Origin of the sequence: Micromonospora sp. NRRL B-16802 (assembly GCF_001279555.1) — a bacterium.
Classification (GTDB): Bacteria; Actinomycetota; Actinomycetes; order Mycobacteriales; family Micromonosporaceae; genus Micromonospora; species Micromonospora profundi.
Genome location: NZ_LGEB01000062.1, coordinates 1 through 25426, shown reverse-complemented (window position 1 = coordinate 25426; position 25426 = coordinate 1). Strand labels below are relative to the sequence as shown.

25 protein-coding genes are annotated in these 25426 nt (G+C 73.4%); 8 read left to right on the top strand and 17 right to left on the bottom strand.

Annotated features, from left to right (window positions below):
- Positions 1-82: 82 nt before the first annotated feature.
- The 5 genes from ADK66_RS16455 to ADK66_RS16435 all read right to left on the bottom strand — a co-directional run bounded on the left by ADK66_RS16455 (position 83) and on the right by ADK66_RS16435 (position 3984).
- Complete coding sequence (locus tag ADK66_RS16455) at positions 83-319, bottom strand: hypothetical protein (protein WP_053656205.1); 237 nt, start codon at positions 317-319, stop codon at positions 83-85.
- A 120-nt stretch (positions 320-439) separates the two neighbouring features.
- Positions 440-1327 carry a pentapeptide repeat-containing protein gene (locus ADK66_RS16450; RefSeq protein ID WP_053656203.1) on the bottom strand — a complete coding sequence of 296 codons (888 nt, stop codon included), beginning with the start codon at positions 1325-1327 and terminating at the stop codon, positions 440-442.
- Between the two features lie 84 nt (positions 1328-1411).
- Positions 1412-2509: a DUF5919 domain-containing protein gene (locus ADK66_RS16445; protein WP_157552551.1), complete on the bottom strand. Its 1098-nt coding sequence runs from the start codon at positions 2507-2509 to the stop codon at positions 1412-1414.
- A gap of 118 nt (positions 2510-2627) precedes the next feature.
- Positions 2628-3365, bottom strand: a complete 738-nt coding sequence (locus ADK66_RS16440) for a B3/4 domain-containing protein (protein WP_053656199.1) — start codon at positions 3363-3365, stop codon at positions 2628-2630.
- Positions 3366-3372: 7 nt separating this feature from the next.
- Complete coding sequence (locus ADK66_RS16435; protein WP_053656276.1) at positions 3373-3984, bottom strand: LysE family translocator; 612 nt, start codon at positions 3982-3984, stop codon at positions 3373-3375.
- A 61-nt stretch (positions 3985-4045) separates the two neighbouring features.
- On the opposite strand from ADK66_RS16435, the gene ADK66_RS16430 reads away from it, so the two are divergent.
- The gene (locus tag ADK66_RS16430; RefSeq protein WP_053656197.1) at positions 4046-5542 is read left to right on the top strand and encodes a PLP-dependent aminotransferase family protein; all 1497 of its coding nucleotides are present in this window, start codon (positions 4046-4048) and stop codon (positions 5540-5542) included.
- Positions 5543-5577: 35 nt separating this feature from the next.
- Here ADK66_RS16430 and ADK66_RS16425 read toward each other — a convergent pair whose 3' ends face one another.
- The 7 genes from ADK66_RS16425 to ADK66_RS16395 all read right to left on the bottom strand — a co-directional run bounded on the left by ADK66_RS16425 (position 5578) and on the right by ADK66_RS16395 (position 14829).
- Positions 5578-6999 (bottom strand): DUF6297 family protein, encoded by a 1422-nt coding sequence (locus tag ADK66_RS16425; RefSeq protein WP_053656194.1) that lies wholly within the window; start codon positions 6997-6999, stop codon positions 5578-5580.
- The gene (locus tag ADK66_RS16420; protein ID WP_053656192.1) at positions 6996-7619 is read right to left on the bottom strand and encodes an ABC transporter ATP-binding protein; all 624 of its coding nucleotides are present in this window, start codon (positions 7617-7619) and stop codon (positions 6996-6998) included. Before ADK66_RS16420 ends, ADK66_RS16425 begins: the two co-directional genes overlap by 4 nt.
- 49 nt (positions 7620-7668) lie before the next feature.
- Positions 7669-10086, bottom strand: coding sequence for a tetratricopeptide repeat protein (locus ADK66_RS16415; protein ID WP_157552548.1), 2418 nt, complete (start codon positions 10084-10086; stop codon positions 7669-7671).
- Complete coding sequence (locus ADK66_RS16410) at positions 10083-11849, bottom strand: ABC transporter permease subunit (RefSeq protein WP_082377482.1); 1767 nt, start codon at positions 11847-11849, stop codon at positions 10083-10085. Before ADK66_RS16410 ends, ADK66_RS16415 begins: the two co-directional genes overlap by 4 nt.
- Positions 11846-13120, bottom strand: coding sequence for an ABC transporter substrate-binding protein (locus ADK66_RS16405; protein ID WP_053656186.1), 1275 nt, complete (start codon positions 13118-13120; stop codon positions 11846-11848). The genes ADK66_RS16410 and ADK66_RS16405 overlap by 4 nt, the downstream gene beginning before the upstream one ends.
- The gene (locus tag ADK66_RS16400) at positions 13117-13695 is read right to left on the bottom strand and encodes an ATP-binding cassette domain-containing protein (protein ID WP_053656183.1); all 579 of its coding nucleotides are present in this window, start codon (positions 13693-13695) and stop codon (positions 13117-13119) included. The genes ADK66_RS16405 and ADK66_RS16400 overlap by 4 nt, the downstream gene beginning before the upstream one ends.
- Positions 13696-13836: 141 nt before the next feature.
- On the bottom strand, positions 13837-14829 hold the full coding sequence (locus tag ADK66_RS16395; RefSeq protein ID WP_053656181.1) for a YafY family protein: 993 nt from the start codon (positions 14827-14829) through the stop codon (positions 13837-13839).
- A 44-nt stretch (positions 14830-14873) separates the two neighbouring features.
- On the opposite strand from ADK66_RS16395, the gene ADK66_RS16390 reads away from it, so the two are divergent.
- The gene (locus ADK66_RS16390; protein ID WP_053656179.1) at positions 14874-15353 is read left to right on the top strand and encodes a hypothetical protein; all 480 of its coding nucleotides are present in this window, start codon (positions 14874-14876) and stop codon (positions 15351-15353) included.
- Positions 15353-15814 (top strand): hypothetical protein, encoded by a 462-nt coding sequence (locus ADK66_RS16385; protein WP_053656177.1) that lies wholly within the window; start codon positions 15353-15355, stop codon positions 15812-15814. The genes ADK66_RS16390 and ADK66_RS16385 overlap by 1 nt, the downstream gene beginning before the upstream one ends.
- A gap of 12 nt (positions 15815-15826) precedes the next feature.
- On the opposite strand, the gene ADK66_RS16380 is transcribed toward ADK66_RS16385, so the two are convergent.
- From ADK66_RS16380 to ADK66_RS16370, 3 genes are all read right to left on the bottom strand, one after another.
- Positions 15827-17287, bottom strand: a complete 1461-nt coding sequence (locus tag ADK66_RS16380; RefSeq protein WP_053656175.1) for a cryptochrome/photolyase family protein — start codon at positions 17285-17287, stop codon at positions 15827-15829.
- Positions 17288-17419: 132 nt separating this feature from the next.
- Positions 17420-18643, bottom strand: coding sequence for a low temperature requirement protein A (locus ADK66_RS16375; protein WP_197281544.1), 1224 nt, complete (start codon positions 18641-18643; stop codon positions 17420-17422).
- A gap of 8 nt (positions 18644-18651) precedes the next feature.
- Positions 18652-19071, bottom strand: coding sequence for a hypothetical protein (locus ADK66_RS16370; RefSeq protein WP_053656275.1), 420 nt, complete (start codon positions 19069-19071; stop codon positions 18652-18654).
- Between the two features lie 186 nt (positions 19072-19257).
- Between ADK66_RS16370 and ADK66_RS16365 the strand changes: the two genes are divergently transcribed.
- Positions 19258-20343, top strand: a complete 1086-nt coding sequence (locus tag ADK66_RS16365) for an S-(hydroxymethyl)mycothiol dehydrogenase (RefSeq protein ID WP_053656173.1) — start codon at positions 19258-19260, stop codon at positions 20341-20343.
- A complete protein-coding gene (locus tag ADK66_RS16360) occupies positions 20343-20972 on the top strand; it encodes an MBL fold metallo-hydrolase (RefSeq protein WP_053656171.1) in 630 nt (209 codons plus the stop codon). The genes ADK66_RS16365 and ADK66_RS16360 overlap by 1 nt, the downstream gene beginning before the upstream one ends.
- 98 nt (positions 20973-21070) lie before the next feature.
- Here ADK66_RS16360 and tsaA read toward each other — a convergent pair whose 3' ends face one another.
- Positions 21071-21493: a tRNA (N6-threonylcarbamoyladenosine(37)-N6)-methyltransferase TrmO gene (gene tsaA, locus ADK66_RS16355; protein ID WP_053656169.1), complete on the bottom strand. Its 423-nt coding sequence runs from the start codon at positions 21491-21493 to the stop codon at positions 21071-21073.
- Positions 21494-21554: 61 nt separating this feature from the next.
- Here tsaA and ADK66_RS16350 point away from each other — a divergent pair, with 61 nt between their 5' ends.
- On the top strand, positions 21555-22019 hold the full coding sequence (locus ADK66_RS16350) for a VOC family protein (protein WP_053656167.1): 465 nt from the start codon (positions 21555-21557) through the stop codon (positions 22017-22019).
- Positions 22020-22442: 423 nt separating this feature from the next.
- Positions 22443-23156 carry a hypothetical protein gene (locus ADK66_RS16345; protein WP_053656165.1) on the top strand — a complete coding sequence of 238 codons (714 nt, stop codon included), beginning with the start codon at positions 22443-22445 and terminating at the stop codon, positions 23154-23156.
- Positions 23157-23223: 67 nt separating this feature from the next.
- Here the strand turns inward: ADK66_RS16345 and ADK66_RS16340 are convergent, their stop codons facing one another.
- On the bottom strand, positions 23224-24591 hold the full coding sequence (locus ADK66_RS16340) for a hypothetical protein (protein WP_053656163.1): 1368 nt from the start codon (positions 24589-24591) through the stop codon (positions 23224-23226).
- 164 nt (positions 24592-24755) lie between these two features.
- Between ADK66_RS16340 and ADK66_RS16335 the strand changes: the two genes are divergently transcribed.
- Entirely contained in the window at positions 24756-25067 is a 312-nt protein-coding gene (locus ADK66_RS16335; RefSeq protein ID WP_053656161.1) for a MazG-like family protein, read from the top strand.
- The last annotated feature ends 359 nt before the right edge of the window (positions 25068-25426 follow it).

Here is a 25426-nt window from a genome sequence, read left to right as displayed (position 1 = left end):
GCCGGTCATCCGCTGACCACAGCGCCGCGCCAGCCCGCCGCCGACAAACGCGCCGCGCGCTGAGCCGGCGCCGCGCCGAGTGTCAGCGGGCCGCGTCCGGATGGCCGGGCATGCTGGATCCGCCGCCGCTGCTTCCGGACGAGCCGCCCGTCATACCCGAGCCGTTGTCCTCGGTCACGATGTCCGGCCGTACGTCGGTGTCGTCCGGTGGCGGAACCTCGGTGTCCGCCTCGACCTGCACCAACGGGACCTGGCCGGCCTCGTCCTCGGCATGTGCCGGGTCCGCCGGCTCCTCACCGTCACGCTTTCGGAAACCCACGCCGTGCCCCCCGTCGGTGCCGTTGCGCGTCGGCGGTGGCTACCCGGCGTCATCGTGCCGAAACCTCACCCGCTCGGCGCCTGCCCGCCGCCGACTCCGCCGGGCGCGCGTGCTGACGGCTCAGCGGCGTCGGCGGCGGCGCGTCGAGGTGACGGCCGGCGTGGCGCGGCGCACCGGCGTGAGGGGCAGAGCCGTCCAGTGCGCCGGTCGGGTCAGCGTCGCCGGCAGTCCGGTGCGCGCGTCGCCGCGGGCGGCGTCCAGTTGGGCTTGGTGCAGGAAGAGCGTCCCGCGCAGGTCCGCGCCGCGTAGGTCGGCCCCTCGCAGGTCCGCGCCGGTGACGTCGGCCCGGCCGAGGTCGACGCCGCGCAGGTCGGCGCCGATCAGCAGCGCTCCACGCAGGTTGGCCCGGCGTAGGTCCGCCCGGCGCAGGTCCGCCCCGATCAGCGGGGCGCCCCGGTGGTCGGCGCCTCCCGGGGAACGCGCAGCGTCGCCGGCCCGGGACAGCAGCGGATTGATGCGGTCGCGGTGCGCGGCGACGTCCACGGTGCGTAGCCGGGCCAGGTCGGCGGCGGTGAGTGCTGCGGTGTCGGCGCGGGCGCGTTCCAACTCGACGCGCAGGCCGGCCGGCGGGTGCAGCGTCAGCGCCTCGGCGAGATACCAGAGCAGCTCGTGCAGGGGTCGCAGCACCGTGAACGCCTCGGCCATCGCCGGCAGGGTGTCCGGCGCGTCACGCCAGTCCCGTCCGCCGAAGGTGACCTGGGCGACCTGCTGCCCGGCGCCGAAACAGTCGAACACCGTGCAGCCTGGAAACCCCCGCTCCCGCAACTGCGTGTGGATGCCGCAGCGGTGGTCCGGCCGCAGATTGGGGCAGGGTCGCCCGGCCGGCTTGTCGATGGCGAAGTCCGCCGACGCGGCGAAGGCGGGCACCACGCAGCACAACCCGAAGCAACGTCCGCAGTCGGCGCGCAGCTGCGCCGACCCGGGCGACGGTGCGGGGTCGGGCTGCACGAGACGGCCTCCGGGTGCTCGGGCGCTGGGAGCGCCGGGGGTCACCATTGTTTCGCGGGGCACCCGACCGGGCCGGTCGGGGGGTCACCGTCCGTGCGCGTCGCCGGCCGCCGTGGAGCGGGGCACCGGGGTACGCGGCCCGCCCGGCGGTGGCACCAGCCGACGGATCGCCCGCTGCTCGTCGCCGCGCCCGTACTTCTGGTCGAAGTGCCGCTTCACCGTCGCGGCCGGCGTGCGGTCGGTGTCGGCGGGCTCGGCCAGCCCGAACACCGCCGGGGCCGCGCCCGGGGCGCGGGGCGGCAGCACAGCCCGCACGGTCAGAGGCCCGGTCACCCGGAAGCTCCCGCAGTCGACGTAGTGCTGCCCGTCCACAGTCACGTAGGGCACCGGCACCTCGACCACGTCGGAGCCGTCGTGGCGCAGGGTGACGGTGACCGACCAGTATCGCTCCAGGTTCACGGTGGCCTGCTCGTGCTCCCACAGTTCCTCGAACCGGGCGTGCACGAACCCACCCCACGGGCTGTCCATGTCGACTTCCAGCTGGGGCACGTTGAACGAGAGCTTCCCGATGGGGAAGAACGAGATCAGCGCCCGCCCGTCCCACTGGTAGAGCTGGATCGACGGGGACGCGTCATAGAGCCGCACCTGGAGCCGGTGCCGCAGCGCGGGGTCCAGGGTGCTCTGGAAGGCCGCCAGGTGGCGCAGGTTGGTGCGGATCTGGCGTGGCACGTCCACCCGCTGCCGCTCCAACTCCTCGGAGCGTTGCTGCGCGGCGGTGCAGTCCGGGTCGAGCAGGAGCAACTGCACCTGCGCGCCGTTGGCAAGCGCCGCCCGTACCGCGCCCAGGGTCTCGTCCCGGTGCGTACGTTCCAGCAGGATCGTCCAGGTGTCGAGGATCCGCACCCGGCGGCCGGAGCGGTGCAGCCGCGTCACGAAGGCGCGTTGGTCGAAGCTGAGATGCTCCTGCACCCGCGCCCTGCGGGCCTCCTCGAACAGCGGGTCGAAGATGACGTACGAGATGGCCGCGAGCACCACGCTGGAGCCGAGGTTGAGCAGCAGGTCGCTGAGGAAGCCGGTGCTGCGCCAGGCGGCGAGCAGCATCACGGCGGCGACCGTCAGCAGCACTCCGCCGACGACGAAGGCGCGTCGTTGCCGGCCGCCCCGGTCAGCCCACCCGGGCATCCGGTCCTCCTCCGTCGTGGCCACGATCACCGGAATGCGGAGGATACGTGCCGGCTTTGCCGCTCGCTGTCCGGTTCACGACCGACGCGCCGGGTGCCCGCTGTCGGGGCGACCACAGTCACCTCGTCGCCGGCGCCACCTCCTCACCGGGGACGCCTGCCGCCCGTACGGTGAACCGGGGTGTCGCGGCGGTAAGCACGGCCGACGCCACCGGTGGGCCCCAGCCGTCGGTCAGGTCCGCCACCAGCGCGGCGACCAGCCCTGTCACGTCCCGTTCGGCGTCCGCGTGCAGCGCTTCGGCCACGATCAGCACTGACGACGTGTCAGCCCGTACGGCGGACAGGCCGCTCTGCCGGTTGACCCACCGCCGCGCGTGGGCCCGTCCGGCGGCGTCGACATAGGTCACCTCGCCGGGGTCGGGATGTTCGATGTCTCCGGCGAAGGTGAGGTAATCCTCGTCGCCGTGCGCGGGCCGGACTGTCAGGTCGCCGTCGACCCGGTCCAGGTCCAGCACGGCGACCGGGATGGCGTACGCGGCCGAGACGGCGTTGCAGAGATCCACAAGCGGGTGCAGCCGGGGCAGTTCGCCGTCCAGGCGTAGCCGTCGCAGCAGAGCCTCGGAGGCACACCGGTACTGCGTGGGTCGCAACCCCATGGCGGTGTACGCCCGCCGCCACGCCTGGTTCTCACCGAATGTGCTCTCCGGGCCGCCGGCCAGGCGCTCCCGGGCGCGGGCCAGGTGGCCGGCGGCGCGCTGCCGCACGTCGGCGGTGGCGGTGATCCCGGTCGCCTGCACCACGCCGGCCACCAGGTCGGGGTGTGCGGCGCGCAGGTGCGCCGAGTGTTCGAACTGCACGGGACTCCTATCGTTCGGTGAGGGCGAGTGTCACGCCGAGCGCGACGAACGTGCCGGCGACGGATCGGCGCAGCCAGTCGGTGACGCGGGGGCGGGTGAGCACCCGGTCCCGTACGCGCGCCGCGAAGATGCCGTAGCCGCTGAACACCGCGAAGGTGAGCAGCATGAACACCGCGCCGCAGACGAGCATCGCCCGGGTCGAGCCCGGGGCGGTGGTGTCCACGAACTGCGGGAGGAACGCCACGAAGAACAGCGTCGGCTTGGGGTTGAGGAGGTTCACCAGGACACCGGAGACGATCACCCGGGTCGCCGAGCGGGCCGGTTGATCGCCGCCGGCCGTGAAGGCGCTGCGGTCGCGCACCGTCGACCAGGCCAGGTAGAGCAGGTAGCCGACGCCGAGGTACCGGACCACCTCGAACGCTGTCGCGCTCGCCTGCATCAGCGCGGCAAGCCCTGTCATCGCCGCCAGCAGGTGCGGCACGACGCCCAGCGTGCAGGCGAACGCCGCCAGCACCCCGGCTCGGGCGCCTCGCGACAGCCCGGCGGAGAGGGTGAAGAACACCCCGGTGCCCGGGGTCACCACCACGACAAGCGTGGTGATCAGGAACGGGATTGTCACGGTTGTCCTCCGGCGCGGTGGGCGGGCGGTCTCCTGCCCACTCTGCTGCCACGATGGACCGATGAGCAGGGCCAAACCGAACGCGTCCGAGGGGTCCATATCGGCCGGGTCGGATTTTCTGCACCTGACCATCGCCGACGCGCCGCCCGGCGGCCTCGCCGACTGGCTTGCCGCGCGGCTGCGGCAGGCCATCGCCGAGGGGCGGATTCCGGTCGGCGACAGGCTTCCCGCCACCCGCGTGCTCGCCGCCGACCTCGGCGTCTCCCGGGGTGTGGTCACCGAGGCGTACCAGCGGCTCACCGAGGAGGGCCACCTCAGCGGCCGGGGACGGGCCGGCACCGTGGTGGTCGGCGGTCCCGCCGCGCCGGCCCCGCCGGCACCCGCCCCGACCGCCGCGCCGGCACCTGCGGCGCTCTTCCCGCCGGCTCCGGGCAGCGACATCTTCGACGCGGTACGCGCGGCCCGCGCGACCATCGACCTGACACCCGGCGTACCCGACCTGACGGCCTTTCCCCGCGCGGACTGGCTGCGCGCCGAACGGACCGTGCTGCGTCGCCTGGCCGCGGCCGACCTCGGCTACGGCGACCCGCGCGGCGCGCCCGTGCTGCGGCAGGCTGTGGCCGCCCGGCTGGCCCGCAGCCGCGGCATCGCCGTCGACCCCTCCGACGTGATCATCGTGGCTGGTGTGTCCCAGTCGCTCGGGCTGCTCGCCCAGGCGTTCGGTCCGGCCGGCATCGACCGGATCGCCGTCGAGGACCCGGGTTCACTCGGAGTACGCCAGCATCTGAACAACTGGCGGATGGCCACCCCGCCGATCGCCGTGGACGACGCCGGACTGCGCGTCGACGAACTGGCCGCAAGCGGCGTACCGGCGGTGCTGCTCACCCCCGCGCACCAGTTCCCGACCGGCGTGGTGCTCGACGGTGACCGCCGCCGGCGGCTCGTCGAGTGGGCGCGGGCCGGCGGTGTGGTCATCGAGGACGACTACGACGCCGAGCACCGCTACGACCGTCCACCGGTGCCGGCGCTGCACGGGCTGGTGCCCGAGCAGGTCTGCTACACCGGCAGCGTGTCCAAACTGCTCGCCCCGGCGCTGCGGGTCGGCTGGCTGCTCGTGCCGTCCCGCTGGCGCGAGGCCGTGGTGGCCGCGAAACGCAACGCCGATCTGGGCAACGCGGTGCTGCCGCAACTGGTGCTGGCGGAGCTGATGACCTCCGGCGCGCTGGATCGGCACCTGCGGCTGCTGCGCCGCCGGCACATCCGCCGCCGGGACGCGATGATCGCCGCCGTCGCCCGGCACCTGCCGGGTGCCACCGCGCACGGTGCCGCGGCCGGGCTGCACCTGATGATCACCGTGCCGGGCGCCGTGGCGGACACCGACCTGGCGGCGGCGACGCTGGCGCGCGGCGTGAAGGTGCAACCTCTGACCTGGCACTGTCAGCGCCCGTACCGGCCGGGTCTGGTCCTCGGTTACGCGGCCCGCACGACTACCGAGATCGAGAACGGCGTCACGCAGGTCGCCGCCGCGCTGCGCGATCTGACCCGCGCCACCAGCTGAAACGCCGACACCGGCCCGCACGTCGGCAGGGCTGGTCAGCCCAGGAACAGTTGCACGAGCACCAGCACGGCCAGCAACGCCGGCCCACGTGACCCCTGGCGCAGCAGGTCCACCGGGACCATCCCGAACGGCGTGTTGACAGTCGCGCCGCCGTAGTTGATCGGCGGTCGGGTGCCAGCCCGCCAGGCGGCGGCCACCACGCCGAGCGCCAACGTCGGCGCCAGCCAGGGCGGCCCGGCCTCGACGGTCGGCAGGGTCAGCAGCCACCACAGGCCCGCACCGATCGCCGGCACCACCACGTGGATTCCACGCAGCAGGTTGTCGCTTCCGCCGAGCGCCCGGCGCAACCCCGGCGACCGGCTGATCGACCGCAGGCCCCCGGTGAGCCGGTCGGTGGCGAGGTAGGCGAACACGACCTGCGCCGCGCCGGCCAGCCCGGGCAGGGCGAGCGCGGCAGCGTACTGGACGCCGACGAGCGCAGCCCAGATCAGCACGGCGCTGGGGTGACGGCGCAACCGACGTACGTCGACCTGCAACAGCGCCCACCAGCTCGGCCCGGGCCGGATCCGGCTGCTGCGCACCCGGCCGATGCGACGCCACCGGCGGCTCTCCATCAGGCTGGTGAGCATGCTCGGGTCGAGCAGGATCGTCGCCGTGGCGGCGGCATTGGCGAACTGCGCGCCGGTGGTCAGCGTGGCCCTGTCCACCCGGGGCAGCGCGCGGACCGCGAAGAGCGTGCCGGCGACAGCGAGCGGCACCCCCACGGCGACCAGCGCGGCCGTCGGCAGCGTCGCCGGCTGGGGCAGCCCGTTGCCGAGTCGACCGGCGAGCACCACCACGGCCGTGACGACGCCAGCCGCCACCATCGGCACCACGCCGACGAGCGTCGGCCACCGCCGGCCCGCCCGGTCACCCTGGGCGACGACGCTCAGGGCCAGCGCGGCAGCGCCCCACCCGGCGCCGGCGCCTGCCGCCCAGCCCAGGGCGCCCGGCTCGGTGACGCCGCCCAGCACCGCCACTGCCACGCCGAGCAGCGCCGTGCCGGTCGCCGCGCCCACCAGCAGGACACCGAGGCGGGGCGCCAGCCAGGCCCGCCGGTCGACAGGGGCGCTTGTCACCCAGCTCTGCGTGGCCGGCGTGACAAGCAGCGGGCCGAGCGCCCGCAGACCCCGCCAGGCCAGCCCGGCGCCGGCCAGCAGCGCCGCCACCGCCAGCCACCACCGCACCCCCGGATCGGCCCGGCCGACGGTGGGGGAGGCCAGCATGTCGCGGCTGGCGCTGATCGCGAACCAGCCGTACATGCCCACGAACAGCACCATGACGTACGCGTCGCCAAGCACGTCGCCGAGCGAGTGCTCGTGGTGACGACGGCGGGCCAGACGCAGGCGCGTACGCACCTGACGGGCGCTGGGCACCTCGACCGGCGCGTCGGCGATCGTGGCAGGTGGTGCGGTCACCGGCCGATCTCGATCCGCTCGTCGACCACCGCGTCGATCAACTCCGGGTCGTGCGAGGCCAGCAGCACTGCGGTGCCGGCGTCCCGCTCCCGGCGCAGCCGCTGCGCCAGCCACTGCCGGCCACGCACGTCCAGCCGCTGCTCCGGCTCGTCAAGGATCAGCACCCGACGGGGGCGTACGAAGCAGGACGCCAGGGCCAGCCGGCGGCGCTGCCCGCTGGACAGGGTCACCGGCAGTTGGTCGCGGGCCGGCTCCAGGCCCAGCTCGACGAGCACCTCCTCGACCGGCTCGGCGTTGCCCCCGTGCGCGTACGCGACAAGTTCCAGGTGCTCGACCACTGACAGGTCGGGAAAGAAGTCGATGTCGTCCAGGGCGGCGGCCACCAGCGCCCGTACCTGCGGATCGGTCTCGTCGGCCCGGCGGCCCTGCACCAGCACCTCACCGGCGTCCGGCCGGTCGGCGCCCACCACGCAACGCAGCAGGGTGGTCTTGCCGCTGCCGTTGGGGCCCAGCACCACAGCGATCCGGCCCGCCGGCAGCGCGAAGCTCACGTCGTCGAGCACCACCAGGTTGCCGAAGTTGCGACTGAGTCCCCGTACCGTGAGCGCATCCACGGTCACACACTCTCCCAGACCGTGCCGTCGGCGGTGAGTCGCCCGTCGGCGGCGGTCACGTGTCGCCGAACACGGCGTCGGAGTCACCCGGCACGGCGTCGGAGGCGTCCCGCACGGCGTCGGAGTCGTCCAGCCGGGTGTCGGCGGCGGCCAGCACCGGCTCGTCGTGGACCTCCTCGGCCACCGATGCCGCGTCCACCCAGTGCCGCCGCGCCTCCGCGCGGTCACCCAGCGAGTCGGCGGCGTCGCCCAGGTAGAGCAGGGTCCGGGCCAGCCCCGGGGTCGGCCGGCCGGCCTCACGCAGCCGCCGGCTCTCGGCAAGCAACTCGTATGCCGCCCGCGCCTGCCCCGGTGCGCTTGTCAACAGCGTCGCCCCGGCGTTGAGCAATGCCGCTGCCCGGCTGGTCGGATCGTTCACCGACTCGTACTCGCGCAGCGCCGCCCGCCACGCCTGCGCGGCGTCCAGGTGCTCGCCGAGTGTGGCGTGCACGAGCACGAGGTTGGTCAGGGCCGCCGCGTAGCCGCGCGCGTCACCCACCGACCGGAACGTGTTGGCCGCACGCACGAGGTGGTGGTGGGCGGTGTCCAGCTCGCCCCGCGCCAGCTGGGCCGCGCCGAGACCCAGGTCGGTGAGGGCGTGCCCGGCCCGGTCCGCCGAGGAGCGGTGCCGGCGGGACAGCTCCAGGTGCTCCACCGCGTCGTCGAGCTGCCCCAGGTCGAGCAGGGCCAGACCGAGGTTCATCCGGGCCTGGGCGGTGCCGCGCCGACCCCGTTCGGCAACCGCGAGGGTGAGCGCGGCGGCGGCGCCCTGCGGGTCGTGTCGGCGTCGACGCAGCACGCCCAGCTCGTTGTGCGCCCACCCGGCGATCTCCGGCCGGTCGTCGGCGGTCGGGGTGGCCAGCACGGTACGGCAGACCTGCTCCCACTCGTCGAGCCGTTCCACGTGCGCGAGCCATCCGCACAGCGCCACGGCCAGCCGGAACCACCAGCGGCGTACCCGACGGGGCAGCGTCTCGGCCGCGCCGGCCGGCACCCGTACCACCGCCAGCAGCAGCTCCTGGTGCAGGTCGAACCAGCCGTACGGGTCGTCGTCCAGCGGCAGTGACCACTCCCGGTCCGGCGGTGAGCCGAGCACGGCCAGGTTGGCCGCGTGCCGCTCGGCCCGACGGGCCAGGTGCCGGGTCAGCCGGGCCTGCGCGGCGACACGGGTCCGGGACGGTTCGGCGGCGCGCAGGTGCAGCCGGGCGTTCGCGGCGAGCAGCGGCCGGATCTCGTACCGGTCACCGGGTGCGCCGACCACGAACGCGGCGGCCGCGAGCTGGTCCAGCAGCGCGGTCACCCGGTCGGGGTGCCGGGCGGCCAGCGCGGTGATGGTCGGCCGGTCCACCGGGGCGGGGGTCAGCGACATCAGCCTGTACAGGCGGCGGGCCTCGCGGGTCAACGCCCGGTACGCGATGTCGCGTTCGGTGACCAGTTGGGCTGCCGGCGACACGGCGACCCGCTGGTGCGGCGGGGTGTGCACCGCGCGTCGCAGCGCGTCGAGCACGTCCGAGTGCCGCCAGCCGTGCTGCGCGGTGCGGTAGCCCAGCGCGCGGATCGTGCGGGGCTGCCTGCCGCACAGGTCGACGATGTCGCGTACCGCCGGATCGGTGCGCGGGTCGGCGCGGCGGGCCCGGGCGGCGGGCGCGGCACTGCCGGCCGCCGCGAACAGCTCGACCGCCTCGTCCGGGCCCGGCTCGGCGATCCAGTGTGCGACCACCCCGCTGAGCCCGCTGAGCGCGGGCCCACCGGCGAACAACAGCCGGCAGGTGCGGGCGGTGGGTGGCAGCAGCGGCCGTACCTGTTCGGGACTGTCGACGTTGTCCAGCACCAGCAGGATCTTGCGGCCGTCGAGCCTGCGGCGTAGCGCTGCGGCGGCGGCCGCGAGGGCGTCCGGCCGGCCCGAGGCGGGCGGCGCGGTGCCCAGGACACCCGCCAGCGCGGTGAGCACCTGGCGGGCGGTGCGGGGCCGACCGCCCCGACGCAGGTCGAGGTGGTACTGGCCGTCCGGGTAGTCGTCCCGGCACAGGTTCGCCACTTGGACGGCGCAGGCGGAGGTGCCCACAGCCCGGCGGCCCAGCACCGCCACCGCGTGTTCGTGGGCGAGCAGGCCGAGCACCGTCTGGACGTGCTCGTCGCGGCCCGTGAACCCGGCCGGATACGGCAGCGTCGGCACGTCGGTGACGGGTGCGGTGACGACGTCGGTGGGTTCCGGGCCGGTCTCGCGCACGGCCCGGCGTCGGCGCATCTCGAACACCACGAAGCCGGCCGCGCCGCTGACGGCAAGCGCGATGCTCGCCGGGCCGAGCACGCTGGCGGCCAGCTCGGACAGCAGATTGCTGGCGAGGTTGCCGAGCACCCCGCTGACAAGCGTGCCGACCGCGATGAGCACCGGCCAGCGCGGCCCTCGACCAGCGCCGCCGGGCCTGGTCACCGGACACCGCCGGAGACCAGGCCGGCGACGAGTTGCCGCCGGGCGAGCACCATCAGCACCACCGGGAGCACCGAGGCGAGCACCGACCCGGCGGCCAAGACGCCGCTGTTGGACACGAAGCCTCGGGTCTGCCCGGCCAGGAACAACCCCAGCGGCGTGGCCTCCGGCCCGCTGAACAGCAACCCAACCACCAGGTCGTTCCAAACCTGGACGAACTCCAGAACGGAGACGGCGACAACGGCGGGCAGGTTGTGCCGGCCCAGCCGGCGCAGCGCGCCCCACCACCGTCGACCGCCCAGCCGGGCGCCGCGCACCTGCTCGGCGGGCAGGTCGGCGAACGCGTTGCGCAGCACCAGCACCGCGAACGGCACGCCCAGCGCCACGTGCACAAGAGCCAACCCTCGGGCGGTCCCCGAGGACAGGACCACGCCCAGCACCTCGTTGACCGGGCCGGCGATCACCTGCACCGGCACGATGGTCGCGGCCATCAGCAGCAGGCCGGTCGCCTGCGCGGCAGGCCCGGTCAGCCAGGCCAGCGGGTACGCGGCCAGCAGCGCGATGACCAGCACCGTGGCGGTCACCACTGTGGCAAGCAGCAGCGTGAAGCCCAGCGTTCGCCACAGCTCACCGCTGGTCAGCAGGGCGTGATAGGAGCCCGCACCGGGTGGCGTCGACCACCAGCCGCGCGCCGCCGCGTCCACCTGCCCGTGTGCCGAGGTGGCGACGAGCACGACGAGCGGTATCAGCCACACCACCGCGGCGGCCGCGGCGAGCAGCCGGAACAGCCGTCGTGGCGGTGCCAGCGCGGCGGGCTCCGAGCCGGCCTCGACGCGCGGCGGCGGCCACGCCTGACGGACGAAGAGAGCGGCCACCAGCATGCCGGCGACGACCGCCACCAGCCAGACGACGCCGAGCGCGGCGCCCGGCCCGGTGGTGGTGCCACCGGAGGTCTGCCAGACCCGCAGCGCCAGCACCGCCGCGTCGTCGCGCACCGACCCGGGCGTCATGACCAGGATCAGGTCGAAGGTCCGGCTGGTGCCGAGCGCCACAAGCGCGAAAACCACAGCGACGGTACGCAGCAGCAGCGGCCTCCACTGCGCGTCCCACAGGACGTGCCGGCGACCGCCGCCGTAGGCGCGTACCGCGTCGGCCAGGCTCGGCGGCACCCGGTCCAGTGCGGCTCGGAAGACCAGCACCGCCAACCCCACCCAGGCCCAGACGAACGCCGACATCAGCGCCACAGTGACCAGGCGCGGCCCGAGCAGTTGGGGGACGTCCTCGGCGGACCGGCCGGTCAGCCGTGCCGCGACCAGGGTGGCCAGGCCACGGCCCGGGTCGGGGTCGTACATCAGCCGGAACGTCACGCCGGTGACGACGAGCGGCAGCGCTACCGGCACGAGCAGGATCAGCCGGACGAGCCCGCCCTCCTGGGAGCGACGTGATGCGACGGCGAGCAGGTAACCAAGCGCCGTCACCACCGCCGGCACCAGCACCGCCCACAGCACTGTCCGTCCGACCACGGCGCCGGTGCCCGGCGCGGCGAGGGCGGTGCGGAAGTGCTCCGCGCCGACCCAGCGGCCGTCTGTCGTGACACTGGCGTGCAGGGTGCGCAGCACCGGCCACAGCAACAGCCCGCCGAGCAGCAGCGCGGCCGGCAACAGCAGCGCGGACGTCGCTCCGGCCGCCGGGTACACGCGGCCACGGCGCGGTGGGCCGACGTCGTCGAGCACCGCGAACTCGCCGAGCACCTGGGTCTCGCTCATCGGCCACCTCCCGCGCTGCGGGCCGCCGCGGCGAGCTGCCCGGTGGCACGCCGGACCGCCTCGGCGGCGCGTACGCCACCTGTGACGTCGGCGAAGAAGTCCTGCATGATCCGCCAGATGCCCACGCCGTCGGAGCCGGTGAACGCCCCGCGCAGCTGGTCGGAGAGGTCGAACCGCAGCGTGCCCGGATCGCGCATCTCGGCGGCGAACCGGCGGCGGACCGGATTCGTGTAGTCGGCCAGCGGGATCGTGGTGTTCGGTGACAGGTAGCCGCCGGCATGAAGCCAGGGGTGGAACGAGTCGGCCCTGGTCAGCCACTCGACCAGCTCGACCCCGCCCCGGGCGTCGGCGAACACGACAGCCGCGTCCCCGCCGACGATCAGCGGGCCGCCGCTTTCGGCGCTGGGGAACCGGAAGGCGGCCGCCTCCTCGGAGCCGCTGCGGAACCTGCTGCCCACCTCGGCCGTGAAGTCGGCCTCGAAGACCATTACCGCACGGCGGGAGCGCACCACCTGGATCACCGACTCCTCGTACTGGGTGAGCAGGGCGCGACGGCCGCCTCCGACGAACGCGCCGTCGATGCTCCACAGCTCGGCGAGCCGGTCCAGGGCGTCGCGCACCGGCCGGCCCCGCCAGTCGGCGTCCGGCCCGGCCAGGGCGTCGTACGCGGCGGGCGCCAGGTCGGCCAGCACGTTCTCGAACCAGTCGGTGAGCACCCAGCCGTCGGCCGCGCCGATCGCCAGCGGCGCCGGGCCGTCCCCCCGCACGGCGAGCGTGCCGAGCCGGCGGGTCAGCGCGACCAGCTCGTCCCAACTGGTCGGCGGGTCGGGCAGCACCGAAGGCAGGTGCCAGATGAGGGACTTGTGCGCCGCCTTCACCCACACGCCGTAGCGGTGTCCGCCGGTCCTCAGCAGATCGTTCAGCCCGGCGGGCACCGCGTACTCGTCGGACGGGAGCACGGGCCGCAGCCATCCCCGGGCGGCGTACTCGGTGACCAGGCCGGGACGCGGCAGGATCGCCACGTCCGGTGCGGTGCCGGCGAGATGCCGGGCGCGCAGGAACGCGTCGATGTCATTGCCGGCGCTGACCACGTGTACCGAAGGGCCGTAGCCCTTCACGACCTGCCGGAAGCGGTCCAGTTCGCCGCCGCTCCACACCACCGCCACCTGCACCGAACGGGTGCTTCCGGCGCAGCCGGCGACGGTAGCGGCCGCGCCGACAGTGGCGGCGCGCAGCAGGGTACGCCGGGTGGTCCGGCCGCCCGGCGTCACCGGGGCGCCCCGTCGGCCTCGGTGACCAGCTCGTGCCGCCGGGGGATCTCGGCAAGGGCGGCCGGGTCGGCCGTGCACACCAGCACCGCCACTCCGGGCGCGTCCGGCGGGGACAGTCGTGGCAGCAGGTCGCCGAGGCGGCTGCCGCCGGCCGGCTCGGTGGGCAGGTCGACCACGAGGACCTCGGGCAGGCACACCGCCGCGCGGGCCAGCGCCACCCGGAACCGTTGGGCGTCGGAGAGCAGGTGCGGTAGCAGTCCGAGCGTCGGGGCAAGCTCCAGCCGGTCCACCACAGTGGACGTCCAGTCGTCGGCCACCTCGTGCACCCGCTCGCGTTTGCGCTGGCCGTACTCGATGTTGCGGCGGACGGTGAGCTGCGGCAGCAGCGCGCCGCCGGCCGGCACGTAGCCGATCTGCCGACGCGGCGGCGGCAGCGCCGTCACGTCCCGGACGCCGACCATGATCCGCCCGGTGACCGGTGCGGCGAGCCCGACAAGCACCCGGGCCACCGCGGTGCCGACCGCAGGTGCCCCCACAAGCGCCGTCGTCGTGCCGGCGGGGACGTCGAGGGTCACCGGCCCGGTACCGGGGACGGCGACCAGTGCACGTAGCCGTAACGTAGCCCTCACCTCCGGTGACCGCGGGTGACGGTCCCCAGAGTGGCACACGATGCCGACAGTCGATGTCCCGCCGGCTTCCACTGTGGAAGCAGCGGACTATCGCGCCGGCTGTCCGGTGGGGGCGTAGAGGGCCGCCAGCCCGGCCGCCGTGGCGGCCAGGCGCTCGCGGAGAGCGACGGGGGTCAGCACCTCCACGTCGGCGCCGAGGCGCAGCAGGTCACCGTGGGCATGGGTGAGCGACTCGATGGGCAGCACAGCGGTCACCCAACCCAGCGCGTCGGGTGGCCCGGCGCTGGCATCCACGGCGGCCACCACCGGATCGCTGCCGACCTCCCGTAGCCGCTCGCGGCCGGCGGGGGAGAGCCTGACGGTGGCCTCGTCGCGGTGCAGGCGGGCCCGGAACCCCACGACGTGCGCCCGCCACCAGGCCGGCAGGTCGAAGTCGGCCGGTCGCTCGAACTCCTGCGCCAGCGGGGTCAGGGCGAGGATCTGGTTGACCCGGTAGGTCGCCGGTGCGGCCCGGCCGGGTTGGGTGGCCACCACGTACCACCGGCCGCCCTTGAGCACCAGGCCGTATGGCTCCAGCACGCGGGTCACCTCACCGCGCCAGCCGCGGTAGCGCACCTCGATGCGGTGCTGACGCCAGACCGCCTCGGCGGTGCGGGCCAGTTCCGGGGACGCGTCGCCGTCGGCGTACCAGCCGGGGGTGTCCAGGTGGAAGCGCTGCTGGAGCTGGGTGGCCCGGTCGCGCAGTGGCGGTGGCAGCGCGGCGTGCAGCTTGAGTTGCAGCGCTGCCACCACGTCGCCGTAGCCCAGCTCGTCGGCCGGGCCGGGCAGCCCGGCCAGGAAGAGCCGGTCGGCTTCCTCGGCGGTCAGGCCGGTGAGCCGGGTGCGCCAGCCGTCGACCAGTTGGTAGCCGCCGGCGTGCCCGGCCTCCCCGTACAGCGGGATGCCTGCGGCGTGCAGCGACTCCACGTCCCGGTAGATGGTGCGGGGGGACACGGCCAGCCGCTCGGCGAGCTGCGCGGCCGTCAGCCGTCCGTGCGCTTGGAGCAGCAGGAGGAGGGAGAGAAGTCGACTGGCCCGCACTTCACTGACACTAGCTGTCAGGGGACCGGCCGTACCGTCCCGGCATGGCATTTCGCGACAAGGATCTGACAACGCCTCCACCGATCACTGTGGACGGCCGGCAACTCAAGCGCTACCACATCGACCAGCCGGAACGGCCCATCGAACCGGAGGTGGAGAAGGCCGCGTACGACCTGCTGCCCACATTGCTGAAGGACGTCCCGAGCGACGGCACCCCCGGCGCCGGGTGGGTGGTGCTGCACCGGGGCGCGGACACCGGCGCGTACCTGCTGGCCTACACCTGGGTGTGGGACAACGCGTTGGAGATCCGCGTCGCGGTGGCGGGACAGCCGGCGCTGGAGTGCCCCGACCTGGACCCCGCACACTTCGTCGCACTGCGCCGCCCTGCCGTGGGCTGCGTGTGGGAGTTGGCGGTGCTGGAGCACGAGCGGGGCGCCTGGGTCCGGCACATGCTGGCGCCAGCGAGCCCTGACCTGACCGGTTACCTGAACGACACGCGCGCCGAAGGGCCGGTGGGCCGCTGATGGGCGACTTCGACTTCTTCGTGGGCACCTGGAACGTCGTGAACCGGCGGCTGCGCGAGCGGCTTGTGGGCTCCGACGAGTGGGAGGAGTTTCCCGGCGTGTCGGTCGCCCACGGCTTCTTCGACGGCGGCGGCCACTTCGACGAGATCACGTTCCCGACCAGGGGCTCCGCCGGTGCCACGATCAGGATCTTCGACCCGGCACGGCAGCAGTGGTCCATCTACTGGATGAGCGGCGACAGCGGCGTGCTGGAGCAGCCGCCGATGGTGGGTCGCTTCGTCGACGGCGTCGGCCGCTTCTACGCCGACGACAAGCACGAGGGGCGACCGGTCCGATGTCGGTTCATCTGGTCGGACATCGGCGCGACCACTGCCCGCTGGGAGCAGGCGTTCTCCACCGACGGCGAGCAGACCTGGGAGACCAACTGGATCATGACCTTCACGCGAGCGTCCGACCGCTGACCGGGCGGCCCGTCACGGGGCGGTGCCGCCCCGCTTCTCCTCCTGCGCCACCACCGCCTCGCGGTGCTCCGGCTCGTCGCGGCGCGCCAGCTCCGCGGCGAGCCGGGGGTCGGCCACCAGCCGCTCCCGGTTGCGGTGCAGGAAACTCTCGAACCCCCCGGTGTACGGGCAGGCCAGGTCGCCCAGCGCCCGCTCCGGCACGTACCGGCAGCCGCCGCAGTAGTCGCTGATCTCGTCGATGTCGGTGCCGTCCACCGCGTACGGGCGGGTGTCCACCCTGGCCAGGTCGGCGTACTGACTCATGCCGATCACCGTCGTGTTCATCACCCAGTCGGTGCCGTCGACGAAGCAGCGCCGGAACCAGTCCGCCACCTCGGTCGGACGCCAGCCGCGCTGTAACGCGTAGTTGCCAAGCACCAGCAGCCGGGGCGTCTGGTGCGTCCACGCACGGTCCCGGACGGCGGCGAGCACGTCCGCGAGGCAGCGCGCCTCCACAGCGTCGGCGTCCAGCTCGGCGAACCAGTCCGGGATCGGCTCGGTGGCCGCCAGCCAGTTCGAGCCCCGAAACCGGGGCTCGAAGTACCAGTACAACTGCCACAGGAACTCCCGCCAGCCGAGCAGCCCCCGGATGAACGGCTCGACAGCGGTGCGCGGGGCGGTGCCGTCCCGCCACGCCTGCTCGGCGGCGCGTACGGCCGGCTCCGGGTGCAGCAGCCCGAGGTTGAACGAGGACGAGAGCGCGGAGTGCGCGAACAGCGGGTCCTCGGCGCTCATCACGTCGGCCCAGCGGCCGTACTCGGGTAGCCGGTGGGTCAGGAAGTGCTCCAGCCGTGCCTGCGCCTCGGCGTGGGTGGCGGGGTGCTGCCGGGGGCCGTCCCTCCCGACGAACCGCACGCCGTCGGCCGCCCACCGGTCCAGGTCGCGGCGGACCTGCGCGTCGATGTCGTCCTCGACGATCGGCGGCGGTGGCGGGGGTGTCGCCGGCACGGCGTGGCCCTCCGCGCGCGGGCGGCGTGCCGGCCCGGCCCCGCCGGCCGGCCCTGTCAGCACGATGTGCCGGCGGCGGACGTGGCGGTAGTGGTCGGCCATCCGGAGAGGGCCGCGCCGGGTGCGGTCCGCCCAGACGGCGAAGTCGTCCTGGCTGGTGATGAAGCCGCGCGCCGGCAGCACCGTCAGCCCGGGCACCGAGCGGGCGAAGCGCAGGGCCGCCCAGGAGTGCGGATGGCACACCTCGACCGGTTCGGCGACCTGCGCCAGGGCCTCCCGGAACGTGTCCGTCCGCAGCAGCAGCGCCCGGTCGCCCAGTTCGGCGGCGCGGTGCCGCAGCGCCGAGAGGATGAGATGTGCCTTCTGCCGGTGCATCGGCCGACGGCGGAACAACTCCCGGATCTCGACCAGCAGCACCGGCTGGTCGAGGTCGTCGAGGAAATGTGGCCCGAGTTGGTCGGCCAACAGCCATCGGCGGCGAAGCATGCCGCAATTCTGCCGACTTCCGGGCCGCCGCGCCCGAACGGCGGGCCGCATATTCGGTCCGGGTGCGTGTGTCGCCCGCGTGAAGGCCAGCACTGGTCCGCGCCGGCCGGCTTTGCGGGTGGCGTCGTGACGTCAGGTCGGGTCCGCGCCGGCCGGCTTCGCGTGCGGCGTCGTGACGTCAGGCCGGGTCCGCGCCGGCGCGGCACCGTCGTCGCGTCGGCGCAGCACCACTGTGAGCGCTACCAGGGCGACAAGCAGCAGCGCGAGCACCTGCACGCGGGCCGGCCCCAGCGGCGCGAGCAGCGCCAGCCCGGCGACGACCGGGTACGCCACGACCACCGCGCCATGCTGCTGCCGGCGGACGTGCAGCACCCACACGGTCAGCAGGAACACGGCGATCGGGATGGCCACCGCGTAGCCGGCGGTGGTTCCGGAAACGTGGGCGAGGTGCCGCTCGTCGTCGACCACCACCGTCAGGCCGGCGCCGACCGCCGCGACCGCCGCGAAGATCAGGTAGTGGCCGTAACCCCAGACCAGCGAGTACGGCAGCCGGTCCGGCGTCTCTGTCGGCCTGTCGAAGTAGAGCCACCAGAGCGCGAAGACGATTACCGCGCCGGCCGCCGCGAGTGACCAGAGCCCGTGGTTGCCCGCGTCGACGCCGGTCTGGATCGCCACCGAGATCGCCAGGACCGCCTCGCCGAGCACGATCAGGGTGAACAGCCCGTACCGCTCGCCGATGTGCCCGGGGTGCCACGGGGTCATCCCGGGGCGCTCGGCCACCGCGGGCACCAGCAGGTCGGCAAGCCCCAGCACCACGAACGTCGCCATGCCCCACCCGTCGGGCAGGGCCAGCCGCAGCAGCCAGCCGAGCTGCACCACTGTCACCCCGATGGCGTACCGGCGGGCCGCCGCGCGGTGGGCGGGATCGCCGGCGGCGGCCCGGCTCCACTGCACGACGGCCGCCAGCCGCATCACCACGTACCCGTAGGTGATGATCGTGAAATCGCCGTCGGTGAACGCCCGCGGCACCCCGGCCGCGAGGATCAACGCCCCGGAGATCTGCACCAGGGTGGTGATCCGGTAAACGTCGTCGTCGGTGTCGTAGGCCGAGGCGAACCAGGTGAAGTTCATCCACGACCACCAGATCGCGAAGAACACCATTGCGTAGCTGGTCACCGCATGGCGGAGGTGACCGTCGGAGACGTCGTGGTGCAGGTTGGTCGCGGCCTGCGCCACGGCCACCACGAAACAGAGGTCGAAGAGGAGTTCCAGCGGTGTGGCCGCACGATGCGGCTCGTCGCGGCTGCGAGGCCGCATCGGCCGGTAGAACGGCCGTACCGCACGAGGTCCGGTCACCGCCGGGGTCAGTGGCGTCGGCGCCCGTGGGTCAGCCCTTCCAGCACCATCGTCAGCCCGGCGCCGACCAGCCACACGTCCTTGGCGAGCCCGGCGCCCTGCTGGGTCGGGCGGATGCTGCCCGGCTCGCGCATGCCGGGTGTCTTCAGGTACAGCTGCACCAGGCCAGCGCCGAACGCGGTGAGGCCCAACCCCACCAGCGGCGTCGGGACGAACGGCGTGAGCAGGGCAGCCCCCAAGGCTATTTCCGAGCGCGACAGCAGCTTGGCGAAACGCGCCGGCTCGAACTGCTTGAGCTGCGGAAGGGCCGCCACCGCCATCCCGTGCATGCCTGCCGCCGCCTCACCCTCCAGGTTGCGCTTGCCCAAACCCGAGTTGAGAAAGTACGCGCCGATGCTGACCCGCAGCGGCAGATGCGCGAGTTTCATGATCACTCCTGGTGGCCGTGGTCGGAACTGCGGCCCGCGTACCCCACGTGACCCGCGATAACCCGCCGCCGGGGCGGCTGGGACGGCCGTGGTCGTCGCGGTAGGTTCGGCAGGGGCCCACCGCCGCGCCCGGTTCACCACCTGCCGGCATCCGGTCCCCGCCGCACACCACCAGCAGGAGGCGAAGTGAGCCAGCAAGTCCGGGGAGTCATCTCCCGCAGCAAGGGCGCACCGGTCGAGGTCACGACGATCGTGGTGCCCGACCCGGGGCCCGGTGAGGCGATCGTCCGGATCCAGTCCTGCGGGGTCTGCCACACCGACCTGCACTACCGCGAGGGCGGCATCAACGACGACTATCCCTTCCTCCTCGGCCACGAGGCGGCAGGCGTCGTCGAGCAGGTGGGCGACGGCGTCACCGACGTTGCCCCGGGCGACTTCGTGGTGCTCAACTGGCGGGCCGTCTGCGGCGACTGCCGGGCCTGTCGGCGGGGGCGGCCGTGGTACTGCTTCAACACCCACAACGCCCACCAGCGCATGACCCTCACCGACGGCACCGAGCTGACCCCTGCGCTGGGCATCGGCGCGTTCGCCGAGAAGACCCTCGTGCACGCGGGCCAGTGCACGAAGGTGGACCCGGCCGCCCGGCCGGCCGCTGTGGGCCTGCTCGGCTGCGGCGTCATGGCCGGGCTTGGCGCGGCCATGAACACCGGCAACGTCACCCGTGGCGACTCGGTCGCGGTGATCGGCTGCGGGGGCGTCGGCGACGCGGCGGTGGCCGGTGCGCTCCTCGCGGGCGCGACGACGATCGTCGCCGTGGACACCGACACCCGCAAGCTGGAGTGGGCCCGTAAGTTCGGCGCCACGCACACCGTGAACGCCTCCGAGACCGACCCGGTCGAGGCGATCCAGGCCGCCACCGGCGGTTTCGGCGCCGACGTGGTGATCGACGCGGTGGGTCGACCGGAGACGTGGAAGCAGGCGTTCTACGCCCGGGACCTGGCCGGCACCGTCGTCCTGGTCGGCGTGCCGACCCCGCAGATGCAGGTCGAGCTGCCGCTGCTGGACGTCTTCGGTCGCGGCGGCGCCCTCAAGTCCAGCTGGTACGGCGACTGCCTGCCCAGCCGCGACTTCCCGATGCTCACCGAGCTGTACCTGCAGGGCCGCCTCGACCTGGACGCCTTCGTCACCGAGGAGATCGCCCTCGACCAGGTCGAGAACGCGTTCGAACGGATGCACCACGGCGACGTGCTCCGTTCGGTGGTGGTGTTCTGATGACCGCCCGGGTCGACCACGCGGTCACCGCCGGCACCTTCTCCCTCGACGGGCAGACGTTCGACGTCGACAACAACGTCTGGGTGATCGGCGACGACACCGAGTGCGTGATCCTCGACGCGCCGCACGACGTGGAGGCGATCCTCGCGCTCGTCGGTGACCGTCGCGTCCGGGCGATCCTGGCCACCCACGCGCACGACGACCACGTACGGGTCGCGCCGGAGCTGGCCCGGGCCACCGGCGCTCCGGTGCTGCTGCACGCCGACGACCGGGTCCTGTGGGACATGGTCCACCCCCACCTGCCGCCGCACGGCGAACTGCACGACGGGCAGGACATCGAGGTGGCCGGCACCACGCTGCGGGTGTTGCACACTCCCGGGCACAGCCCCGGCGCGTGCAGCTTCTACGCCCCGGACCTGGGCGCGGTGTTCACCGGCGACACGCTCTTCGCCGGCGGGCCGGGTGCCACCGGTCGCTCGTACAGCGACTTCGACACCATCGTCGGGTCGATCCGCACCCGTCTGCTCACCCTGCCGGCGGACACCGTCGTGCACACCGGGCACGGTGACGACACGACCATCGGCGCGGAGGTCCCCCACCTGCAGGAGTGGATCGCCCGAGGTCACTGACCTCCGGCACGCCGCCGCAGCGGCCGGCGCGCGCTGCGGTGGGCGGGCTGGCGCGTCGGTCGACGGGTCGCGCTGTGGGCTGGCGCGTCGGTCGACGGTCAGCGTTCGTTCACCGCGCCGAGCACCGGCTTGACGTCGAGCACGGGGGTGCCGTCGAGGGCTTCCAGGTCGGCCACCTGCACCCGCAGCCCATCGACGGCCAACACCCGGACACGGTGCAGGCCGATCGGGTTGGGGCGGTGCGGGGAGCGGGTGCTGAACACACCGGTCTCCGGTCGGCTCTCGTCGCCGCGCGGGTGGACCGCCAGCACGTCTCGGCGGGCGCGGTCCAGCCAGGTCAGCACCAGCAGGTCCGCGCCCACCGACAGGTCACGCAGAGCCCGTTCGACCGACGTGTCGAAGACCAGCCAGGCGGCCGGCGTACCCTCGTCGCCCTGCCGGGGTGCGCTCGCCGCGTCGGTCAGCGGCGAGACGACCCGGCCGACCGGCCGCAGCACGTACGCCTCGTCTGTGTCGGCCATCCTCGACCCCTTCCGGACTGCCTGAATCTACCGTCGCCGACCGACGTTACGATCTGCGGTCATGACCGCAGATCAGCCCGCGCCCGTCGTCCGTCAGCTGCGCCTCGTGGTGGAGGCCGAGGACTACGAGGCCGCTGTCGCGTTCTTCCGCGACGCCCTGGGGCTGCCCGAGGAGGCGGCGTTCAGCGGCGACGGGGACGCCCGGGTCCTGATCCTGGACGCCGGCCGCGCCACGCTGGAGATCGCCAACCCGGCGCAGAAACGCATGATCGACGAGGTCGAGGTGGGTCGGCAGGTCGCGCCCCGCATCCGGGTCGCCTTCGAGGTGGACGACGCCAGGGCGACCACCGCCCGGCTTGTCGCCGCCGGGGCGGCCGAGATCGCGCCGCCCACCCTCACCCCGTGGCAGTCTCTGAACTCCCGCCTCGAGGCACCCGCCGACCTGCAGATCACCGTCTTCGAGGAGCTGCGTACGCCGGAGGAACGGGCCGGGTTGGACGGCTTCGGAACGGAACGCGACGCCTGAGCGGCGACGGGCGACCGGGTTCACCGTCGCACCGTTACCGACCGTGACATGGGTTAGCCGTCACCGGCTGTTACGTCCGACGTCCCCTGGTCCTCGCTCAGGGCATTCGGGTGTCGTTGATCGACTCGCCTTCCTGGAAACCGGGGCATCCGATGCGCCCGGACACCCGGTTTCTAGGAACACGAGTCGATCAGCGCGCTGAGCGTCGGTGTGCGCCGTCACCTATTTCGGCCGTGCTGGGCGCACTGTCCCATGCCCGCGAGTGACCGGAACCCCATCTCGGCGAGCACTGCGCATATCCGGAATGACCGACACCGCAACCCTGTTGTGTCCCCTGAACCGCCGGAGCCAAACACCCTCCGCGGTCATCTCCCGAGGAGCGTTCACCCCGGAGCGTTCCGCACGATCGAAAGGGCAACCATCGTGAAGGTCGACTTCACTCGATGGCTCCCGGCCATCGCTAAGGACAAACACCGCAAGACCGCGCTGAGCGTGGTGGGCATCGCCGCCCTCGGCGGACTCGCGCTGGCCCCCACGGCGGTCGCCGCCCCGGTCACCTCCGGACCGCACGAGGGTGCCGTCGCCGCCATCGACCTTGCCACCGGCAAGGCCGCAACGGAAGCCCGCCAGGACGACCAGCCCGTCGAGTCGGGCCTCACCACAGGCTCCCCGACCAGCAAGCCGCCGGCCGGCAAGCCCAGCCGCGAGGAGTTGATCCCGCACGGCGTCGAGGGCGCCCAGTCGCGCATCCCGCTCGACGACGCGCAGATCGAGAACGCCCGCGAGATCATCGACGTCGCCAAGAAGACCGGCGTCGGCGACCGTGGCGCGGTGATCGGCATCGCCACCTCGCTGCAGGAGTCGAAGCTGTACAACCTCGGCCACCTGGGCGCGTACAACGACCACGACTCGCAGGGCCTGTTCCAGCAGCGCCCGTCGTCGGGTTGGGGCACGCCCGAGCAGATCACCGACCCGGAATACTCCGCCACGGCGTTCTTCAACTCCCTGAAGAACGTGGGCGGCTGGCAGGACATGCCGCTGACCACCGCGGCGCAGACCGTCCAGGTCTCCGCCTACCCGTACGCGTACGCGCAGTGGGAGGAGCAGGCGGCGGACCTCGTCCAGCAGCTCTCGTAACACCCGCACACACGCGCCGGCCGGCACACGTTACGGGGCCGGCCGGCGTCGTCGTGTCCGCGTACCGTCAGCAGGCCGGATACAGGCGGCGGGTGCCGACGCCGGCGGCGTACGCTGCCCGGTCACTGAACCGGCAGCCGTAGTCGGGTCGCGCCACCACCGCCGGGTCGGTCACCGTGTCGCCGGCCGGGCGCTTGCCCGTGCGTACCCATGACACCAGGTCATCCCAGCCGGCGCCGGCCTCGGCCGGGCCGAACTCGCAGTGCTGTGCCGTGCGGATCGCCCGCTGCGCCACCAGCCGGCTACGACCGTGCCGCGCCACGTCGGTGGCGTACGCCTGCTCCATGCTGAACGGCACGAACAGGTCACCCAGGCCGTGCAGGCTCACCACGGGCGCGCTCGGACGGCCGGCGATCTTCGGCACCTCGGTGAGCGTCGGCAGGAGCCGCTGCGCGAGATTCTCCGGAGCGACCCGCTGCACTGTCGCGTTGACGTTCACGGGGCTGTTCGGGCTGTAGCGGGTGAGCAGGTTCGTGGAGATCTGACCGGGCCGCTGGGCGGGGGAGGTGCCGCCGTCGGTCACCGCGATCGAAAACAGGAAGTCCTTCCACACCGCGAAGGCGGCATCGGCGCCGGGACGCGGCCCGCCCGACCGGTTCACCGTGATGGCCCGCAACTGCTTGCCGCGCTCGGTGGTGGTGTCCTGCCCGGTGGGCGTGAGCCCCGCCAGACCCAGCGCCACCTGGATGCGGGGCACCGCGTTTGTCAGGTAGTCCGCCGGCGTCGGATAGGCCGACACCCCGGCCAACGCTTGCGCGACAAGGTTGTAGTCGAGGAAGAAGTCGAGAAGCGTCTGATCGCCGAGCACCCCGCACATGGGCAGCCCGCCGTCGTAGAAGCCGGGGTACTGCTCCAGCGAGCGACCGATGACGTACCCGCCCATCGACACCCCGGCGAGATACGTGCGGTGGGGCTTGCGCACCGTCCGTCCGAAGTGGTCGGCGAGGTCCTTCGTGCTCAGCACCCCCGAGCGGATGTCGAAGCCGTTGCGGTCGTACGACGACGACGCCCACGCGTACCCCTGGGCCAGCACCCGCTGACGCAGGTCGAAGGCCGGCGGCTCCGGCGAGAGCACCGTGCCCTGGCCGCGGTAGCCGTGCGCCCACAGCACCAGGTCACCGTTCCACCGGGCCGGAACCTCGATGATGTACGCGGCGTGACGGTGTACGCCCTGGCGTATCGTCGTCGGTTTGCCGGCCACCACCAGCGGCGCCAGCGGCGGATTCTCGAACGTGTAGCCCGGCAGCGGCTGGCTGCCACGCGGATCGTGGGTGGCGGCGCTGGCCGGCGCGGCACCGGCGAGACTGGCCGCCAGGGTCAGCGTCGCGGTGGTGGCGAGCAGGCGGCGCAGGGTACGAACGGGTACGGACAGCATCGATGCTCCCCATCGGACGGACGCAGGCGGGACGGTTGCCTACCGGCCGGTAGCGCCCTGAACCTAGGACCGCCGTCGAACACTGTCAATGGCGGTACTGACCAGCCACTCAGGGAGCGACCCGGTCGCCTGGTCCGCCGGGGCGGTCCGGTTGACTGGTCGACGTGAACGAGTCGATCTGGGATGCGGCGCGCGCCTCGCGCAGCTGGTTGGACGCGGCCAACGGCACCGGCCAGACGGAACTGACATGTCGCATCCTCAAACTCACCGAGGAGGCGGGGGAGGCGTCAGCGGCGTGGATCGGCCTACTCGGGCAGAACCCCCGCAAAGGCGTCACCCACACCCGCGAGGACGTAGCCGCCGAACTGGCCGACGTCGCCTTCACGGCCCTGGTGGCCATCGAGAGCCTGGGCCTGGACGCGCAGACGGTGCTGGACTTGTGCGCGGCAAAGGTCAAAGCCCGCCTAATGCCCTAACGCCCGCCCGAGCCTGCGTGTCTGCCTGCCCTGCCGGCTGGTGCAGGTGACCGGAGTTGTAGGGCTGGGCGGTCCCGGCGCGGTCCCAGGGGCGGTCCCGGCGCGGTCCCAGCGCGGTTTTGGGGGCATTTGTGCAGCGGGATGGGCTTCGCGCGGTGGCCGGAGGCGACCGCAGTGTTTGATCGACTCGGGTTCCTTGTAATCGGTGTGTCCGGCTGGGGTGGATGCCCCGGTTTCAAGGAACCCGAGTCGATCATCGCCCTGGGTGCCCGGTTCGGCCGGCGTCTGCGGGCGTGGTGTGGGTGGTATGTCCGTTGGTGGCGGGTTTCTGGGTGTGACCGGTGGCATCCTCAGGCCGG

Bases quoted from the DNA above. Each gene is read 5' to 3' on its own strand.
- ADK66_RS16445 (WP_157552551.1), bottom strand. From the start codon at position 2,509: ATGCCCGGGTGGGCTGACCGGGGCGGCCGGCAACGACGCGCCTTCGTC.
- ADK66_RS16430 (WP_053656197.1), top strand. From the start codon at position 4,046: ATGAGCAGGGCCAAACCGAACGCGTCCGAGGGGTCCATATCGGCCGGG.
- ADK66_RS16410 (WP_082377482.1), bottom strand. From the start codon at position 11,849: ATGAGCGAGACCCAGGTGCTCGGCGAGTTCGCGGTGCTCGACGACGTC.
- ADK66_RS16390 (WP_053656179.1), top strand. From the start codon at position 14,874: ATGGCATTTCGCGACAAGGATCTGACAACGCCTCCACCGATCACTGTG.
- ADK66_RS16385 (WP_053656177.1), top strand. From the start codon at position 15,353: ATGGGCGACTTCGACTTCTTCGTGGGCACCTGGAACGTCGTGAACCGG.
- ADK66_RS16380 (WP_053656175.1), bottom strand. From the start codon at position 17,287: ATGCTTCGCCGCCGATGGCTGTTGGCCGACCAACTCGGGCCACATTTC.
- ADK66_RS16370 (WP_053656275.1), bottom strand. From the start codon at position 19,071: ATGAAACTCGCGCATCTGCCGCTGCGGGTCAGCATCGGCGCGTACTTT.
- ADK66_RS16360 (WP_053656171.1), top strand. From the start codon at position 20,343: ATGACCGCCCGGGTCGACCACGCGGTCACCGCCGGCACCTTCTCCCTC.
- tsaA (WP_053656169.1), bottom strand. From the start codon at position 21,493: ATGGCCGACACAGACGAGGCGTACGTGCTGCGGCCGGTCGGCCGGGTC.
- ADK66_RS16350 (WP_053656167.1), top strand. From the start codon at position 21,555: ATGACCGCAGATCAGCCCGCGCCCGTCGTCCGTCAGCTGCGCCTCGTG.
- ADK66_RS16340 (WP_053656163.1), bottom strand. From the start codon at position 24,591: ATGCTGTCCGTACCCGTTCGTACCCTGCGCCGCCTGCTCGCCACCACC.